The organism is Kitasatospora sp. NPDC034023, assembly GCF_055575795.1.
Window position 1 is genome coordinate 1 of record NZ_JBVIRY010000021.1, and the last position, 17239, is coordinate 17239.

The window sequence follows — 17239 nt, forward strand, 5'->3', positions numbered from 1 at the left end:
CATCCCCGCCGCGTCCGAACCCGCCTCCGGCTCCGACAGGCAGTACGAGAACATCCCCTCACCCCGCGCCAGCGCCCCCAGGTACTTCGCCTTCAGCTCCTCCGAACCCGACAGCTGCACCGGCAGCGACCCCAGCTTGTTCACCGCCGGGATCAACGACGACGACGCGCACACCCGCGCGACCTCCTCGATCACGATCACCGTCGCCAACGCGTCCGCACCCGCACCGCCGTACACCTCCGGCACGTGCACCGCGTGCAGGTCATTGCCCGCCAACGCGTCCAGCGCCTCCTGCGGGAACCGCCCCTGCTCGTCCACCTCCGCCGCGAACGGAGCGATCTTCGCCTCGGCCAGCGAACGCACCGCCTCACGAAGCATCTCGTGCTCCTCGGAGATACGGAAGAGATCGAAGTCAGCTGCCCCTGCGCTGCCCGCCATGATGCCTGCCTCGTCGTCCAGTGACCGAAGCCCGGCGAAGCCGGATCCGGCCCGATCGAACCGGTCCGATCGACGTCGAATCCGGGGTTAACTACCGTTCAGTAGCAATCCTAGGGCTCCGACCTGCGGCTGCCTAGCGTCCCGGGCGTGCGGCCGATCCCTGCACGCCCGGGCAGGACGGATAGCATCGGGGGCGTCCGTACCGGTCGGGTCCGCATCCAGACCGGTCGAGTCCGCCTCCAGGGAGAACCCGTGACCCTCCGCATCTCCGTGATCGGCACCGGCTACCTCGGCGCCACGCATGCCGCCGCGATGGCCGAGTTCGGCTTCGAGGTGCTGGGCCTGGACATCGACCCCGACAAGATCGCCATGCTCACCGCCGGCCGCGTCCCGATGTACGAGCCGGGGCTGTCCGAGCTGCTGCTCAAGCACGTGGCCGGGCACGAGGGTTCGACCGGGCGACTGCGGTTCACCACCTCCGCCCAGGAGGCCGCCGAGTTCGGCGACGTGCACTTCGTCTGCGTCAACACCCCGCAGCGCAAGGGCGAGTTCGCCGCCGACATGTCGTACGTCGACACCGCGATCGACGAGCTCGCACCGCACCTGACCCGCCCGGCCCTGGTGGTCGGCAAGTCCACCGTCCCGGTCGGTTCGGCGGCCCGGCTGGCCGAGCGGCTGGCCGCGCTCGCGCCGGTCGGCGAGGGCGCCGAACTCGCCTGGAACCCGGAGTTCCTGCGCGAGGGCTTCGCCGTCCAGGACACCCTGCGGCCGGACCGGATCGTGGTCGGCACCCAGAGCGAGCGGGCCGAGCGGCTGCTGCGCGAGGTGTACGCGGAGCCGATCGCGGCCGGGGTGCCGTTCGTGGTCACCGACTACGCGACCGCCGAACTGGTCAAGGCCGCCGCGAACTCCTTCCTGGCCACCAAGATCTCCTTCATCAACGCGATGGCCGAGGTCTGCGAGGCGGCCGGCGCGGACGTCACCCAGCTCAGCAAGGCCCTGGCCTTCGACGAGCGGATCGGCGGCAAGTTCCTCAACTCCGGCCTCGGCTTCGGCGGCGGCTGCCTGCCCAAGGACATCCGCGCGTTCATGGCCCGGGCCGGCGAGCTCGGCGCCGACCAGGCGCTGACCTTCCTGCGCGAGGTCGACTCGATCAACATGCGGCGCCGCTCCCGGATGGTCGAGCTGGCCCGCGAGCAGTGCGGCGGCGGCTTCCTGGGCCGGCGGGTCGCCGTCCTCGGCGCCGCCTTCAAGCCCAACTCGGACGACATCCGGGACTCCCCCGCCCTCAACGTGGCCGCCCAGATCCAGCTCCAGGGCGCCCAGGTCACCGTCTACGACCCGAAGGCCGTCGACAACGCCCGCAAGATGTTCCCCTCGCTCACCTACGCCGGCTCCGCCCTGGAGGCCGCCGAGGGCGCCCACGTCGTCCTCCACCTCACCGAGTGGGCCGAATTCCGCGAGCTGGACCCGGCCGAGCTGGGCGCCGTGGTCGCCGAGCGCCGCCTCCTCGACGGCCGCAACGTCCTCGACGCCGACGCCTGGCGCGCCGCCGGCTGGACCTACCGCGCCCTCGGCCGCCCCAGCTGAACCCCTGAGCCCCCGGCGCCCGCCCCCGAACCCGGGGGCGGGCGCCTTTTTCGGGCAACCGATTCGGGCAACCGATTCGGGCAACCGATTCGGGCAACCGAATTGAACATGTTCACCTAAGGCGACGACGACGGTACGGCCCGGGTCAGGCTCCGGGCCTTCGACGCCTGAGCCCTGGCCGGAATCCCGCGTCCCCGAACGTCGTTGGAACCGGCATGACGAGCTACGGCGACGACGCGACGGTCCGCGAGATCCTCACCGGCACCGGGGACACCTGGGCCGTGGTCGGCCTCTCCGACAACACCGCCCGGGCCGCCTACGGCGTGGCCCGGGTGCTGCAGCGCTACGGCAAGCGCATCGTGCCGGTGCACCCGAAGGCCGAAACGGTCCTCGGCGAGCAGGGCTACGCCTCGCTCGCCGAAATCCCGTTCGCGGTCGACGTGGTGGACGTGTTCGTGAACAGCGCGCTGGCCGGGGAGGTGGCCGGCCAGGCCGTGGCGGTCGGGGCGAAGGCGGTGTGGTTCCAGCTCGGGGTGGTGGACGAGGCCGCGTACGGGCGGACCCGGGAGGCCGGGCTCGCCATGGTGATGGACAAGTGCCCGGCCCTCGAGATCCCGCTGCTGGACGGGGACGGGGCCTAGGAGTTCGCGCCGTCCAGCTGGGCGATGGTGGCGATGGACGGGCGGCGGCCGGCGCGCAGTGAGGTGGCGGCGGACTCGGCGTCGCGCAGGACGCGGACGGCGTTGTGCCAGGTGAGCTTGGCCAGGTCGGCCTCCGACCAGTGGCGGCGCAGGAGTTCGGCGACCAGGTTGGGGTAGCCGGCCACCGAGTCCAGGCCGTCCGGCAGGAAGGCGGTGCCGTCGAAGTCGCCGCCGATGCCGATGTGGTCGATGCCGGCGACCTCGCGCATGTGGTCGAGGTGGTCGGCGACGGTGGCCGGGGTGGCGATCGGGCGCGGGTGTTCGGCCTCGAAGGCGTAATGCCGCTCCATGGCCGGCGGGGTGGTGTCCAGCGGATGGAAGCCGTGGGCGCGCATGTTGTCGTCGGCGGCGAGGGTCCACTCGATGGCGGCGGGCAGGATGAACTTGGGCACGAAGGTGGCCATCGCCACGCCGCCGTTGGCGGGCAGCTGGGCGAGGACGTCGTCGGGGATGTTGCGCGGGTGGTCGCAGACCGCGCGGGCGGAGGAGTGCGAGAAGACCACCGGCGCCTCGGTGACCCGCAGGGCGTCCCGCATGGTGTCGGCGGAGACGTGCGAGAGGTCGACCAGCATGCCGAGCCGGTTCATCTCGCGGACGACCTCCTCGCCGAAGCGGGTCAGCCCGCCGGCCACCGGCTTGTCGGTCGCGGAGTCGGCCCACGGCACGTTGTCGTTGTGGGTGAGCGTCAGGTAGCGCACACCCAGCTCGTACAGGGCGCGCAGGGTGGCGAGCGAGCAGTCGATGGAGTGGCCGCCCTCGGCGCCCATGAGGGAGGCGATCCGGCCCTCCGCGCGGGCGGCCTCGATGTCGGCGGCGGTGCGGGCCAGGCGGAGCCGGTCGGGGTAGCGCTCGACGAGGGCGTGGACGAAGTCGATCTGCTCGAGGGTGGCGCTCACCGCGTGGTCGCCGGCCAGCGAGGCGGGGACGTAGACGGACCAGAACTGCGCGCCGACCCCGCCCTCCGCGAGGCGGGCGAGGTCGGTGTGCAGGCGGTCGCTCTGGTCGGCGGCGAGGTCGAGCGCGCCGAGGTCGTACCCGGCCTGCTCGCGCATCGCCCAGGGGAGGTCGTTGTGGCCGTCCACCACGGGGGCGGTGCGCAGCAGGGCGCGGGCGCGGTCCAGCGGGGTGGGGGAGTCCGTCTCGGAAGTCATGCGAGCTGTTCTACCCCACCGCCGCGACCGTGGTTACTTGCCGAAGCCGAAGGAGGAGGAACCGGCCACCTTGGCCCGGAGCTTCTTGCCCTTCTCGGTGGCCTGGCTGTTCAGCTCGGCCTGGAAGTCGGTCATCCGCTCGGTGAGCTCGGGGTCGAAGGCGGCGAGCATCCGCACCGCGAGGAGGCCCGCGTTGCGCGCGCCGGCCACCGAGACCGTCGCCACCGGGACGCCGGCCGGCATCTGGACGATCGACAGCAGGCTGTCCATACCGTCCAGGTAGCGCAGCGGCACCGGCACGCCGATGACGGGCAGCGGGGTGACCGAGGCCAGCATGCCCGGCAGGTGGGCCGCGCCGCCGGCGCCCGCGATGATCGCCTTCAGGCCGCGCTTGTGGGCGTTCTCGCCGTACGCGACCATCTCGCGCGGCATCCGGTGGGCGGAGACGACGTCCACCTCGTAGGGGATCTCGAACTCGTCGAGGGCCTGGGCGGCGGCCTCCATGACGGGCCAGTCGGAGTCCGAGCCCATGACGATGCCGACGACGGGCTGGGCGGAGGCGCTCATTCGGTGATCGTTCCTCGCAGGTAGGCGGCCGCGTGGCGGGCGCGCTCGCGGACGTCTTCGAGGTCGTCCCCGAAGACGTTGACGTGGCCGACCTTGCGGCCGGGCTTCACGTCCTTCCCGTACATGTGGATCCGCAGCCCGGGGTCGCGGGCCATGCAGTGCAGGAAGGCGTGGTACATGTCCGGGTAGTCGCCGCCGAGGACGTTGACCATGACGGTCCACTTGGCGCGCGGCCGGGGGTCGCCGAGCGGGAGGTCGAGGACGGCCCGCAGGTGGTTCTCGAACTGCGAGGTGACGGCGCCGTCCTGGGTCCAGTGCCCGGAGTTGTGCGGGCGCATGGCCAGCTCGTTGACCAGGATCCGGCCGTCGCGGGTCTGGAACAGCTCGACGGCGAGGTGGCCGGTGATGCCGAGTTCGCCGGCGATCCGCAGGGCGAGCTGCTGGGCCTCGTCGGACAGGGCCGGGTCGAGGTCCGGCGCGGGGGCGGTGACCTCGGCGCAGACGCCGTTCTCCTGGACGCTTTCCACGACCGGGTAGGCGACGGCCTGGCCGCTGGGCGAGCGGACCACGTTGGCGGCCAGCTCGCGGACGAAGTCGACCTTCTCCTCGGCCAGCACGGGGACGCCGGCCAGGAACGGGGCCTGCGCCTCCTGCTCGCTGTCCACGACCCAGACGCCCTTGCCGTCGTAGCCGCCGCGGACGGTCTTCAGGACGACGGGGTAGCCCTCGCCCTCGGCCGCGAACGCGGTGACGTCGGCCGGGTCGGCGACGATCCGGTGGCGGGGGCAGGGCACGTCGATGGAGTCCAGCTTGGCCCGCATCACGCCCTTGTCCTGGGCGTTGACGAGCGCGTCCGGGCCGGGGCGGACGGCGATGCCGTCGGCCTCCAGGGCCCGCAGGTGCTCGGTGGGGACGTGCTCGTGGTCGAAGGTGACCACGTCGCAGCCCGCGGCGAAGCGGCGCAGGGTGTCGAGGTCGCGGTAGTCGCCGAGGACGACGTCGGAGACCACTTGCGCGGCGGAGTCCTGGGGCGTGTCGGCGAGGAGTTTGAACCTGACCCCGAGCGGGATGCCCGCCTGGTGTGCCATGCGGGCCAGCTGCCCGCCACCGATCATGCCCACCACTGGAAAATTCACATTGCCCGGGGAAGTCACGCCGCCAGGATATCCGGGCCGGTCGGGGGTGGTGGAGCCGCTGGTGGGCCCTCGAAAGCGGACGCGCGTAGATGTCAACCCGGGGGCCTCGCGGCTGAGCCGTTCGGCGGAAGCGGGTAGCCTGGACGGCCAGGTCCTGGTCTACGCGGTCAGATCATGTGCGTGCACGCAGGGCTCAAGGGGCGGCCGCGCCGCTGCGATCAGCCCTTTCGACCCGCAGGCACATGGAGGCAGTCCGGTATGGCGACGACCGCAGCTTCGAAACCCTCACTCGCGCAGAAACTGCGTGGGCTCAAGGGCGAAGTCGTGAAGTTCGGCATCGTCGGCCTGAGCGGCGTGGTGGTCAACTTCGCCGTCTTCTGGGTCTGCATCAACGGCCTGCACCTGGCCTCGGTGCGGTCGAACATCGCGGCGACGGTGATCGCTATCGCCACCAACTACCTCGGCTACCGCTACTGGCTGTACCGGGACCGCGACGCCGCCTCCCGCAAGCGGGAGATCACGCTCTTCCTGGTCTACAGCGGCATCGGCATGCTGATCGAGACCGGCGTGCTCGGCTTCTCGGTGTACGTGCTGAAGCTGGACTCGCACTACGAGCAGCTGGGCGCCAAGGTGATCGGCCTCGCGGTGGCCACCGTCTTCCGCTTCGTCTCCTACCGCACCTGGGTGTTCAAGGCCGAGCCGGAGCCGGTCGAGCTGCCGGCCCAGCAGGCGGCGGGCACCGCCAGCGGCCAGGAGCTGGCCGCCCAGGCCGAGCTGATGCTGGCCGCCGAGCAGATCCGCTACGCCAAGGCCGAATAGGCCCCGCGCCCGGTAGCCCTCCCCCGCGGGCCACGCGCACCACGCCCAGACCCGCGGACCGCACAGACCCCGCAGCCCCGGCAGGCCGATCCGGCCGCCGGGGCTTGCTGTCTGCGCCGCCGGCGGAGGAGAGTGGTGACCAAGGGCGAGCGCGGTCAGCGAACGATCACGGCCGGGGGGTCAGGAGGCTCGCCATGACGTTCGTCCAGATCATCGACTGCCAGACCGACAGGCTCGACGACCTCAACCAGCTGATGGACACCTGGGTCGAGGCGACCCGGGGCAAGCGGACCGCCTCGCACGCGGTGGTCGGCACCGACCGTTCCGACACCAAGCACGTGGTGGAGATCGTGGAGTTCCCCTCCTACGAGGAGGCGATGAAGAACTCCCACCTGCCCGAGACCGACCGGATCTTCCGGGAGATGGTGGCGCTCTGCGACGCGCCGCCGACCTTCACCGACCTCGACGTGGTCCGCGACGCGCGGTTCAACAAGGCCACCGCGAGCCGGGTCCTCGAACGGCTGTCGGCCGGCAACCTCGACATCATCGACGAGTGCATGACCGCCGACTACCGCGACCACGACTACGGCAGCGAGAGCGACGCGGTCGGCCCGGCCGCGTTCCGGGAGCGCTGCGGCAACTACCTGGGCGCCTTCGACTTCACCTTCGACACCGAGGGCCAGATCGCCGAGGGCGACGAGGTGGCCACCCGGTGGACCTGGCACGCCACCCAGAAGGCCGACTTCATGGGCGTGCCGAACACCGGCAAGTCGGTGGTCGGACGCGGCACGACCACCTTCCGCTTCAGGGACGGGAAGATCTGCGAGGGCTGGTGGCAGTGGGACGTGATGGGCCTGATGCGCCAGCTCGGCGTGCTGCCCAGCGCCTGACCCTGCCCGGCGAACCCCGACCGGCGACCCCGCTCGGTCCTCGTGCTCGGTCCTCGTGCTCGGTCCTCGTGCTCGGTCCTCGTGCTCGGTCCTCAAGCTCAGTCCTCGTGGCTGCGCCCGAGGAAGATCGCGAACACCGGGGGCTTCAGCGAGAGCAGTTCGAGCCGCCCGCCGTCCGCCTCCGCGAGGTCGCGGGCGACGGCGAGGCCGATGCCGGTGGAGTTGCGGCCGCTGACCGCGCGCTCGAACACCCGGTTGCCGAGGTCCGGCGGCACTCCGGCGCCTTGGTCCTGCACCTCGACCACGACCGAGGTGCCGGAGGGCCGGACCCGCAGGGTGATCGTCCCGGCGCCGTGCATCAGGGAGTTCTCGATCAGGGTGGCCAGCACCTGGGCGACCGTCCCCGGGGTGCCGACCGCGGTGATCCCGTGCAGGCCTTCCAGGGAGAGCACCCGGCCCTTCTCGCGCAGCGTCGGGCCCCACTCCTCCACCTGCTGCTTGATGACCTCGTCCAGGTCGAAGGCGACGGCGGTGGGGCTGCGCGGGTCGCGCTGGGTGGTGAGCAGCCGCTGGACGACGTCGGTGAGCCGCTCGACCTGCTGGAGGGCGATGGTCGCCTCCTCCTTGACGGTCTCCGGGTCCTCGGCGAGGGCGGTGATCTCCTCGAGTCGCATGGAGAGCGCGGTGAGCGGGGTGCGCAGCTGGTGCGAGGCGTCGGCGGCGAGCCGTCGCTCGGCGGTGAGCATCCGGGCGATCCGCTCGGCGCTGGTGTCCAGCACCTCGGCGACCCGGTCGAGTTCGGGCACCCCGTAGCGGCGGTCGCGCGGGCGCGGGTCGCCGGAGCCGAGCCGTTCGGCGGTCTCGGCGAGGTCGGTGAGCGGGCGGGCGAGCCGCTTGGCCTGCCAGACGGCGAGCGCCACGGCGGCCTGGACGGCGAGCAGGGCGACCACGCCGAGCAGCAGCAGGTTGTTGGCGATCTCGTGGTCGACGTCCTCGCGGGACTGCTCGACGGTGACGGTCTCGCCGCTGTTGCCGCGTTCGACGGCCTTCAGCAGGTGGCTGCCCGCCGGGCGCTGGCCGGCCGAGAGCACCTGCTGGCCGGGGATCTGCACCTCGACGTAGGTGCCCTCGGTGACCTGGCTCTCGAAGGCCCGCTCGTTGGTGACGCCCTCGTTCGCGCCGATCCGGCTCTCGACCAGGGCGAGCACCCGGACGGCGGCCGCGTCCACCCGGTCCTGGGCCGAGTTGACGATGGTGCGCTTCTCGACCAGGGCGAGCGGCACGCAGAACACCACGACGACCACCAGGACGACGCCCAGCAGCGAGTTGATCATCCGGCGTTTCACGCTGCCGCTCCCCGAGGTGTTCCGCTTCACCGGCTGTGGCCCGGTCCCGATCTCCGTACGGGGGCTAATTCTTCTCGAACCGGAACCCCACTCCGCGCACGGTGGCGATGTAGCGCGGGTTGGCCGCGTCGTCGCCGAGCTTCTTGCGGAGCCACGAGATGTGCATGTCCAGGGTCTTGGTGGAGGTCCACCAGGTGGTGTCCCAGACCTGGCGCATGATCTCCTCGCGGGTGACCACCCGGCCGGCGTCCCGGACCAGCACGCGCAGCAGCTCGAACTCCTTGGCGGAGAGGGTGAGCTCCTCGTCGCCGAGCCAGGCGCGGTGGGACTCGATGTCGATCTTCACCCCGTGCGCGCCGGTGGTGAGCTGGTCGACGTTGCCGCGCCGGAGCAGGGCCCGGACGCGGGCGAGCAGTTCGGCCAGGCGGAAGGGCTTGGTGACGTAGTCGTCGGCGCCGGCGTCCAGGCCGACCACGGTGTCCACCTCGTCGGCGCGGGCGGTGAGCACCAGGACGGGGCAGCTCTTGCCGTCGGCACGCAGGCGGCGGCAGACCTCCAGGCCGTCCATCTCGGGCAGGCCGAGGTCGAGGACGACGAGGTCGACCTCCTCGGTGAGGCCGGCGGCCAGTGCGGTCGGACCGTCCTCGCGGACGAGCACCTCATAGCCCTCGCGTCGCAGGGCCCGGGCGAGCGGTTCGGAGATCGCCGGATCGTCCTCGGCAAGCAGCACACAGGTCATGGGGTGATGGTAGTCCGCCGGGGTAAGCCCGTACGCCCTGTGAGGTAGTTCACAGAGCGTGATCGTTATACGGGCATCCGACTGAGTTCAACAGAGCGTTGCGGCCCGCCGGTTCAGCGAAGAATCCCCTACTGGATCTTGAATCCGAAGGAGGATAACCGCATCTACCATGGATCGATCGGGAAGATCTGTTCATCTCTTTGCCATTGCCATACCTAATTCGTGGCTTTTGTCATCTGATAGAGCCGAATATCGCCACGTAGAGTGGTTTCGTCCACGTCCGCCGCCACCCCCCTAGGCGGACGCTGTCAGGCAAGGAACCCCTACACATGGCGTCTACGACCCTGGACGCCGACGTTACGTCGGCCTCTCCCAGCGGCAAGACCTTCCTCGGTCACCCCCGAGGCCTCGCCACTCTCTTCATGAGCGAGATGTGGGAGCGCTTCAGCTACTACGGCATGCGCGCCCTGCTGGTGCTCTACATGACCGCCTCCATCACGGACGGCGGGCTCGGTATGAAGGCGGCGGTCGCCGCCGCCGTGTACAGCGTTTACACGGCCATGGTCTACCTGCTGGCCCTCCCGGGCGGCTGGATCGCGGACCGCTTCCTCGGCGCGCGCAAGACCGTCGCGGTCGGCGGCACGATCATCATGATCGGCCACTTCCTGCTGGCCGTCCCGTTCAGCGCGTCGTTCTTCGTCGGCCTCGCCCTGATCGCGATCGGCTCGGGCCTGCTCAAGGCCAACATCTCGACGATGGTCGGCCACCTCTACGACGGCCCGAACGACCCGCGCCGCGACGGTGGCTTCACCGTCTTCTACATGGGCATCAACCTCGGCGCCTTCGCGGCCCCGCTGGTCATCGGCACCGTCGGCCAGAACGTCAGCTGGCACCTGGGCTTCGCCCTGGCCGGCGTCGGCATGGCGCTCGGCCTGGGCCAGTTCCTGCTGGGCACCCGCCACCTGAGCCCGAAGAGCAACGTCGTCACCTCGCCGATCAGCGCGGACGAGAAGCGGAAGATCTTCACCAAGGCCGGCATCTGGCTGGCCGTCGCGGCCGCCTTCTACGTGATCGTCGCCGTCACCGGCCACTTCACCATCAACTGGGCGATCTGGCCGCTGTCCATCGCGGGCCTGGCGATCCCGGTCTTCGTCTTCGCCAAGGTGAAGCGCGACAAGGACCTCGACGCCGCCGAGCAGTCCAAGATGAGTGGCTACATCTGGTTCTTCGTCGCCGCCGCCGTGTTCTGGATGATCTACGACCAGTCCGGCTCGACGCTGAACATCTTCGCCGACGAGCACACCGCGTCCACGCTGCTCGGGTTCGACTTCCCGTCCAGCTGGTTCCAGTCGCTCAACCCGCTGTACATCATGGCGCTGGCCCCGGTCTTCGCCTGGATCTGGGTCGCCCTGGCCCGTCGGTCGAAGAACCCCAGCACCACCATGAAGTTCGCCTTCGGTCTGCTGATGATCGGCGCCTCCTTCATCGTCATGATGCTGGCGATGGCCTCCGCCTCCGGCGGCGCCAAGGTCACCCCGCTGTGGCTGGCCATGGTCTACCTGGTCCAGACCGTCGGTGAGCTCACCCTCTCCCCCGTCGGCCTGTCCGTCACCACCAAGCTGGCGCCCACCAAGTACGCCAGCCAGATGATGGGCGTCTGGTTCCTCGCGGTCACCGCGGGCGACTGCGTCGCCGCCATCTTCCAGCTGGTGCTGGGCGACAAGGTGGTCGGCGGCACCGCGTACTTCGCGGTGCAGGGCGCCATGGCGATCCTCGCCGGCATCGCGCTGGCGATGTACCGCAAGAAGGTCGTCAAGCTCATGGGCGACGTGCACTGACCCGACGTGCACTGATGCACTGACGATCGGCTCACGACTCCGGGGCCGCCGTGGATTCCTGAGATCCACGGCGGCCCCGGCCGTTTTCCCCCGTTCCCCCGACGGGACCGGGCCGGCCATGCCTACGGTGCCCGGTATGACGACCGACTCGCTCCCCCGTCAGTTGGCCCGCACCCGCCGGTTCACCCTCGGCGCCCCCACCCGGCCGCAGCCGTCCGCCGACGGCGCCACCGTGCTGTTCCTGCGCGGCCGGGACGGCACCGACCCGCTCACCTGCCTCTGGGCCCTGGACACCGACGGCGGCGGGGAACGACTGATCGCCGACCCGGCCGCCCTCGGCGCCACCACCGGCATCACGGCGTACGGCACCGACGCCGACGGACGGTACGCGGCCTTCGCACTGGACGGCGCGCTGTGGCTGGCCGACACCGCCGACGGCACCGTCCGCACCGTCCCGGCCGCCGGTGAGCCGCAGGAGGTGCGGCTGGACCCGACCGGCCGCCGGATCGCCTACGTCAGCGGCGGCGCCCTGCGGGTGGTCGGCGTCGACGGTGCGGACGACCGGGCGCTCGCCGAACCCGAGGCCGAGGACGTCTCCTACGGCCTCGCCGAGTACGTCGCCACCGGGGAGATGTACCGCACCGACGGCCACTGGTGGTCCCCCGACGGCAGCGCCCTGCTGGTCGCCCGGGTCGACGAGCGCCCGGTCACCCGTTGGTTCCTCACCGACCCGGCCGACCCGCGGCAACCGCCGCGCGCCATCCGCTACCCGCCGGCCGGCACCGCCAACGCCGACGTCTCGCTGTGGCTGCTCGGCCTCGACGGGAGCCGCACCGAGGTCCGCTGGGACCGCACCGCCTTCGAGTACCTCACCGCCGCCGGCTGGGACGGCCACGGCCCGTACGCCGCCGTGCAGAGCCGTGACCAACGCACCGTCCGCACCCTGGCGATCGGGGCGGACGGCACCATCCGGGTGCTCGCCGAGCGAACGGACCCGCATTGGGTCGAACTGCTCCCCGGCCTGCCGGTCCGGACAGCGGGCGGAGCATTGGTCGACACCGCCGACGACGGCGACACCCGGCACCTGACTGTCGACGGCAAGCCCGTCACCCCGGCCGGGCTGCAACTGCGGGCCGTCCTCGGGACAGAGGGCGAGCAGGTGCTGTTCACCGCCTCCGAGGAGCCCACCGAAACTCACCTCTGGACGTACGAACCGGGCCACGGCATACGACAGTTGAGCAGCGGCCCGGGCCTGCACGACGGGGTCGCGCGGGGCGGAACGCTGGTCCTCACCACCCGCTCCCCCGGCGGCCGCACCACCGTCCTGCGCGAGGGGCGTCCGGCGCTCCCGCTGGTTTCGCACGCGGAGCCGCCCGTGCTCGCCTCCCGCCCCGAACTGCTCCGCCTCGGCCCCCGCGAACTGCGCGCCGCGCTCTACCTGCCCACCGGCCACCGCCCCGCCGACGGCCCGCTGCCAGTCCTACTCGACCCGTACGCCGGGCCCGCCATGCAGAAGGTCACCACCGGCGGCGCCTGGCACGAGCAGGTGTCCCAGTGGTTCGCCGACCAGGGCCTCGCGGTGCTGGTGGTGGACGGCCGCGGCACCCCCGGACGCGGGCCGCGGTGGGACAAGACGATCTACGGCGACAAGGCCGGCCCCGCTCTGGAGGACCAGATCGACGGCCTGCACGAGACCGCCCGGCTGCGGCCCGGACTGCTCGACCTCGACCGGGTCGCCATCCGCGGCTGGTCGTACGGCGGCTTCCTCGCCGCGCTCGCCGTGCTGCGCCGCCCCGACGTCTTCCACGCCGCCTCCGCCGGGGCCGCCCCCACCGACCACAGGATGTACGACACCCACTGGCAGGAACGGTTCCTCGGCCACCCCGACGAGCACCCCGAGCACTACGACGCCGGCGACCTGATCGCCGAAGCGCCGAAGCTGCGCCGCCCGCTGCTGCTGATCCAGGGCCTCGCGGACGACAACGTCTTCCCCGCCCACACCCTGCGGCTCTCCCGGGCCCTGCTCGCCGCGGGCCGCCCGCACGAGGTCCTGCCGCTCGCCGCCACCGGCCACCGGCCGAGCGACGAGGCGGTGGTGGAGCACCTGCTGGGGCACGAACTGGACTTCCTCCGGCGCTCCTTGGCCTCGGATGACACACCCGGACCCGGACAGCAGGCCTCGGAATAGCGAAAGGCTCCCGCGCCCGCCACCCCGGGGGCGCGGGAGCCTCCCGCCGACCGCAGGTCAGACCTCGCGGACGCCCGCCCGCCAGACCGCGGCCGTCAGTGGCACGCCAGGCCGGTAGGCCAGGTGGACGTGCGAGGGCGCGTCGAGCAGCAGCAGGTCGGCCCGGGCGCCGGGCGCGACCACGCCGACGTCGGTGCGCCGCAGCGCGTGGGCGCCGCCCGCGGTGGCCGCCCAGACCGCCTCGTCCGGCGTCATCCCCATCTCCCGCACCGCGACCGCGATGCAGAACGCCATCGAACTCGTGAAGCTGGAGCCCGGGTTGCAGTCGGTGGACAACGCCACCACCGCCCCCGCGTCCAGCAGTCGGCGCCCGCTCGGGTACTCGGCCCGGGTGGAGAACTCCGCCCCCGGCAGCAGCGTCGCGACCGTCCCCGACCCGGCCAGCGCCGCCACGTCCTCGTCCGTCAGATGGGTGCAGTGGTCCGCCGAGGCGGCCCCCAGCTCGACGGCGAGCTGCACGCCGGGCCCGTACGAGAGCTGGTTGGCGTGCACCCGGGGGGTGAGGCCGCGCTCGATGCCGGCGGTCAGGATCGCCCGCGCCTGGTCGCCGTCGAAGGCGCCCTTCTCGCAGAACACGTCCACCCAACGGGCGTGCGGGGCGCAGGCGTCCAGCATCTCGCCGGTGACCAGGTCGACGTACCCGGCCGGGTCCTCGGCGTACTCGGGGGCGACCACGTGCGCGCCCAGGTAGGTGGTCTCCGGGGTGTGCCGCGAGGCGATCCGCAGCGCCCGGGCCTCGTCCGCCACCGTCAGCCCGTAGCCGGACTTGCACTCGATGGTGGTGGTGCCCTGGCGCAGCGCCTCCCGGACGAACCGGTCCAGGTTGGCGTCCAGTTCGGCGTCGCTCGCGGCCCGGGTGGCCGCCACGGTGGTGCGGATCCCGCCCGCCGTGTACGCCTGGCCGGACATCCGGGCGTTGAACTCGGCGGTGCGGTCGCCCGCGAACACCAGGTGGGCGTGCGAGTCGACGAAGCCGGGCAGCAGGGCCCGGCCCTCGGCGTCGAAGCGCTCGTCCGCGCCCGGGGCCTGCGCCGCCGGCCCGACCCAGGCGACGGTGGCGCCGTCCAGCACCACGGCCGCGTCGGTCAGCAGGCCGAGCGGCCCGGCGCCCTGCCCGGGGTCGTTGGTGACCAGGCTGCCGATGCCCGTGATCAAGGTGGTCCTGGTGCTCAAGACAAGGCCTTCCGAGGGGAGTTGGGGAGGTGGGCTCAGTAGTCCAGCGCGCCGATGGCGGACCGCAGCGCCCCCGGAACGTCGGCCACCAGCTGGTGCGCGCCGTCCCGGACGACGTGCCGGCCGCCGACCACCACGTGCCGCACGTCCGCCGCCGAGGCCGCGAAGACCGCGATCTCGGCGCCGAGCCGGGGCGGCGGGCCCGCGGTGCGGACGGAGTCCAGCGCGATCACCGTGAAGTCGGCGAGCGCCCCGGCCTCGATCCGCCCGGCCTCCGGCCAGCCGAGCGAGGCGTGCCCGTCCTCGGTGCCGGCCCGCAGCAGCGCGTTGGCCGTCCAGTGGCCGCGGGTGCGGGTGCGCAGCCGCTCGTCCAGCTCCAGCGCGCGGGCCTCCTCGAACGGGTCGACGACCGCGTGGCTGTCGCTGCCCAGGGTGATCGGGCAGCCCGCCGAGGCGAGCCGGCGGGCCGGGCCGATGCCGTCCGCGAGGTCCCGCTCGGTGGTGGGGCACATGCAGACGGTCGTGGAGGAGTCGGTGAGGAGCTTGACGTCCTCGTCGGTGAGGTGGGTGGCGTGCACGACCGAGGTGCGTGGGCCGAGCGCGCCGTGGTCGGCGAGCAGCCGGGTCGGGGTGACGCCGTGCGCGGCGAGGCAGGCGTCGTTCTCGGCGGTCTGCTCGGACAGGTGGACGTGCAGCGGCGCCCTGCGCATCGCCGCCCAGTGCGCGACGGTGCCCAACTGCTCGGCCGGGACGGCCCGGACCGAGTGGATGGCGGCGCCGATCCGGGCGTGCTCGCGCGGCTTGAGCGCGTCCGCCCGCTCGGCCCAGGCCTGCGCGTCGCCGTCGCCGAACCGCTGCTGCGGCTTGGTCGGCTCGGCGCCGAAGCCGGCGGACAGGTAGCAGGTGTCCAGCAGGGTGATCCGGATGCCGGCCCGGGCGGCGGCCTCGATCAGCGCCTCGCCCATCGCGTTCGGGTCGGTGTAGCGGGCGCCGCCGGGCGCGTGGTGCAGGTAGTGGAACTCGCCGACGGCCGTGATCCCGGCCAGCGCCATCTCGGCGTAGACGGCGGTGGCGAGGTCCAGGTAGCTGTCCGGGTCGAGCGCGCCGGCGAACCGGTACATGGTGTCGCGCCAGGTCCAGAAGGTGCCGGAGCCGACCTGCACGTGCCCGCGCAGCGCGCGGTGGAAGGCGTGCGAGTGGGCGTTCGCCTGGCCGGGCAGCAGCAGCCCGTCGAGGCGGACGGCGCCGGGCGGGCAGGGCCCGCTGTCCGGCGTCACCGAGGTGATCAGGCCGCCGGGGCCGGTGGCGATCAGCACGTCCCGCTCGACCACCGGCCCGTTGGGGTGCGGCAGCCAGGCGTGCTGCGCCCAGTAGCTCACCGCGGTCACCGCGGCCGTTGAGGACGGTGAGGTCGCTGAGGTCACTGACACGCCAGGTCCTCCAGTACGTCGGCGAGGGCGGTGACCCCGGCCAGGCAGTCCGCCACCTCGGCGTGTTCGGCCGGGGAGTGCGAGACGCCGCTGGGGTTGCGCACGAACAGCATGGCGGTCGGGATCGCGGACGCCAGGATCCCGGCGTCGTGTCCCGCGCCGGTGGGCAGTACCGGGGCGTCCAGCAGCTTGGCGAGCCGGTCGCGCAGCGGACCGTCGAAGTCCACCACCGGGGTGTACGACTCGCGGGTCAGCTCGACCCGGACGCCGTCGCGCCCGCCGCGCTCGGCGGCGGCCTGCTCGATCTCGGCGACCAGCGCGGTGAGGGTGCGCTCGTCGGCCGCCCGGGAGTCCAGCCAGCCGCGCACCAGCGAGGCGATCGCGTTGGTGCCGTTGGGCTCGACCGCGACCTTGCCGAAGGTGGCCAGCGCACCCGCCTGCTTCGCCTTCTTGCGGGCGGCGAGCACCGTGTTGGCGTAGGTCAGCATCGGGTCGCGGCGGTCCTCGATCCGGGTGGTGCCGGCGTGGTTGGCCTCGCCGTGGAAGTCGAACCGCCAGCGGCCGTGCGGCCAGATCGCGCCGGCCACGCCGACCGGCTGCCCCTCGGCGAGGTAGCGGCCCTGCTCGACGTGGAGTTCGACGAAGGCGCCGATCCGGGCCAGCCGGTCGTCGTCCGCGCCGATCCCGGTCGGGTCGTAGCCGGCCTTCTCCATCGCGTCGGGCAGCCGGACGCCGGCGGCGTCGCGCAGCTCGTACGCGGCCTCGCGGGAGAGCACCCCGGCGGTCAGCCGGGAGCCGATGCAGGCCACGCCGAACCGGGCGCCCTCCTCGTCACCGAAGTTGACGACCGCCAGCGGCCGGGTGAACTCGGTTCCCCGGGCGCGGAGTTCGTCCAGCGCGGCGAAGGAGGAGACCACCCCGAGCGGGCCGTCGAAGGCGCCGCCGTCCGGGACGGAGTCCAGGTGCGAGCCGGTGACGACGGCCCCGCCGGCCTGCGGGTCGCCCAGCCAGGCCCACTGGTTGCCGTTGCGGTCCAGCTCGTACGCCAGGCCGCGGCTGCGGGCCTGCTGCTCGAACCAGGCGCGGCACTCGGCGTCGGCGGAGTTCCAGGCGAACCGGCGGTAGCCGCCGGAGGAGGCGGAGCGGCCCACGGGGAGCAGCTCCGCCCACATC

Annotated in this window: 15 protein-coding genes; 6 read left to right on the forward strand and 9 right to left on the reverse strand. The window is 72.4% G+C overall.

The window, feature by feature from the left end:
• Positions 1-438: acyl-CoA dehydrogenase family protein (locus ACZ52R_RS25805; RefSeq protein ID WP_465616352.1), on the reverse strand; the 438-nt coding region annotated here is incomplete at its 3' end.
• A 252-nt stretch (positions 439-690) separates the two neighbouring features.
• On the opposite strand from ACZ52R_RS25805, the gene ACZ52R_RS25810 reads away from it, so the two are divergent.
• Positions 691-2028 (forward strand): UDP-glucose dehydrogenase family protein, encoded by a 1338-nt coding sequence (locus ACZ52R_RS25810; protein ID WP_360495401.1) that lies wholly within the window; start codon positions 691-693, stop codon positions 2026-2028.
• A gap of 215 nt (positions 2029-2243) precedes the next feature.
• Positions 2244-2669, forward strand: a complete 426-nt coding sequence (locus tag ACZ52R_RS25815) for a CoA-binding protein (protein WP_465754240.1) — start codon at positions 2244-2246, stop codon at positions 2667-2669.
• Here ACZ52R_RS25815 and ACZ52R_RS25820 read toward each other — a convergent pair.
• The 3 genes from ACZ52R_RS25820 to ACZ52R_RS25830 are packed head-to-tail and all read right to left on the reverse strand — an operon-like array spanning position 2666 to position 5583.
• Positions 2666-3880, reverse strand: coding sequence for a dipeptidase (locus ACZ52R_RS25820; RefSeq protein ID WP_465662371.1), 1215 nt, complete (start codon positions 3878-3880; stop codon positions 2666-2668). The two genes, ACZ52R_RS25815 and ACZ52R_RS25820, sit on opposite strands and share 4 nt — an antisense overlap.
• Positions 3881-3913: 33 nt before the next feature.
• The gene (gene purE / locus ACZ52R_RS25825; protein WP_360495389.1) at positions 3914-4447 is read right to left on the reverse strand and encodes a 5-(carboxyamino)imidazole ribonucleotide mutase; all 534 of its coding nucleotides are present in this window, start codon (positions 4445-4447) and stop codon (positions 3914-3916) included.
• On the reverse strand, positions 4444-5583 hold the full coding sequence (locus ACZ52R_RS25830; RefSeq protein WP_465616379.1) for a 5-(carboxyamino)imidazole ribonucleotide synthase: 1140 nt from the start codon (positions 5581-5583) through the stop codon (positions 4444-4446). Before ACZ52R_RS25830 ends, purE begins: the two co-directional genes overlap by 4 nt.
• 258 nt (positions 5584-5841) lie before the next feature.
• Between ACZ52R_RS25830 and ACZ52R_RS25835 the strand changes: the two genes are divergently transcribed.
• Both ACZ52R_RS25835 and ACZ52R_RS25840 read left to right on the forward strand, forming a co-directional pair.
• Positions 5842-6402 (forward strand): GtrA family protein, encoded by a 561-nt coding sequence (locus tag ACZ52R_RS25835; protein WP_465754241.1) that lies wholly within the window; start codon positions 5842-5844, stop codon positions 6400-6402.
• Positions 6403-6596: 194 nt separating this feature from the next.
• Positions 6597-7292 carry an ester cyclase gene (locus tag ACZ52R_RS25840; protein WP_465754242.1) on the forward strand — a complete coding sequence of 232 codons (696 nt, stop codon included), beginning with the start codon at positions 6597-6599 and terminating at the stop codon, positions 7290-7292.
• Positions 7293-7390: 98 nt separating this feature from the next.
• Here ACZ52R_RS25840 and ACZ52R_RS25845 read toward each other — a convergent pair whose 3' ends face one another.
• Together ACZ52R_RS25845 and ACZ52R_RS25850 are read right to left on the reverse strand one after the other, a co-directional pair.
• Positions 7391-8638, reverse strand: coding sequence for an ATP-binding protein (locus ACZ52R_RS25845; RefSeq protein WP_360495381.1), 1248 nt, complete (start codon positions 8636-8638; stop codon positions 7391-7393).
• A gap of 64 nt (positions 8639-8702) precedes the next feature.
• On the reverse strand, positions 8703-9377 hold the full coding sequence (locus ACZ52R_RS25850; RefSeq protein WP_030058577.1) for a response regulator transcription factor: 675 nt from the start codon (positions 9375-9377) through the stop codon (positions 8703-8705).
• Between the two features lie 329 nt (positions 9378-9706).
• Between ACZ52R_RS25850 and ACZ52R_RS25855 the strand changes: the two genes are divergently transcribed.
• Positions 9707-11215: a peptide MFS transporter gene (locus ACZ52R_RS25855; RefSeq protein ID WP_465616341.1), complete on the forward strand. Its 1509-nt coding sequence runs from the start codon at positions 9707-9709 to the stop codon at positions 11213-11215.
• Positions 11216-11351: 136 nt separating this feature from the next.
• The gene (locus ACZ52R_RS25860) at positions 11352-13403 is read left to right on the forward strand and encodes a prolyl oligopeptidase family serine peptidase (protein ID WP_465754243.1); all 2052 of its coding nucleotides are present in this window, start codon (positions 11352-11354) and stop codon (positions 13401-13403) included.
• Positions 13404-13460: 57 nt separating this feature from the next.
• On the opposite strand, the gene hutI is transcribed toward ACZ52R_RS25860, so the two are convergent.
• The 3 genes from hutI to ACZ52R_RS25875 are packed head-to-tail and all read right to left on the reverse strand — an operon-like array spanning position 13461 to position 17238.
• Complete coding sequence (gene hutI, locus ACZ52R_RS25865) at positions 13461-14636, reverse strand: imidazolonepropionase (RefSeq protein WP_465754244.1); 1176 nt, start codon at positions 14634-14636, stop codon at positions 13461-13463.
• Between the two features lie 35 nt (positions 14637-14671).
• Positions 14672-16024 (reverse strand): formimidoylglutamate deiminase, encoded by a 1353-nt coding sequence (locus ACZ52R_RS25870; protein ID WP_465754269.1) that lies wholly within the window; start codon positions 16022-16024, stop codon positions 14672-14674.
• A gap of 32 nt (positions 16025-16056) precedes the next feature.
• Positions 16057-17238 carry an allantoate amidohydrolase gene (locus ACZ52R_RS25875; protein ID WP_465616375.1) on the reverse strand — a complete coding sequence of 394 codons (1182 nt, stop codon included), beginning with the start codon at positions 17236-17238 and terminating at the stop codon, positions 16057-16059.
• Position 17239 lies beyond the last annotated feature (1 nt).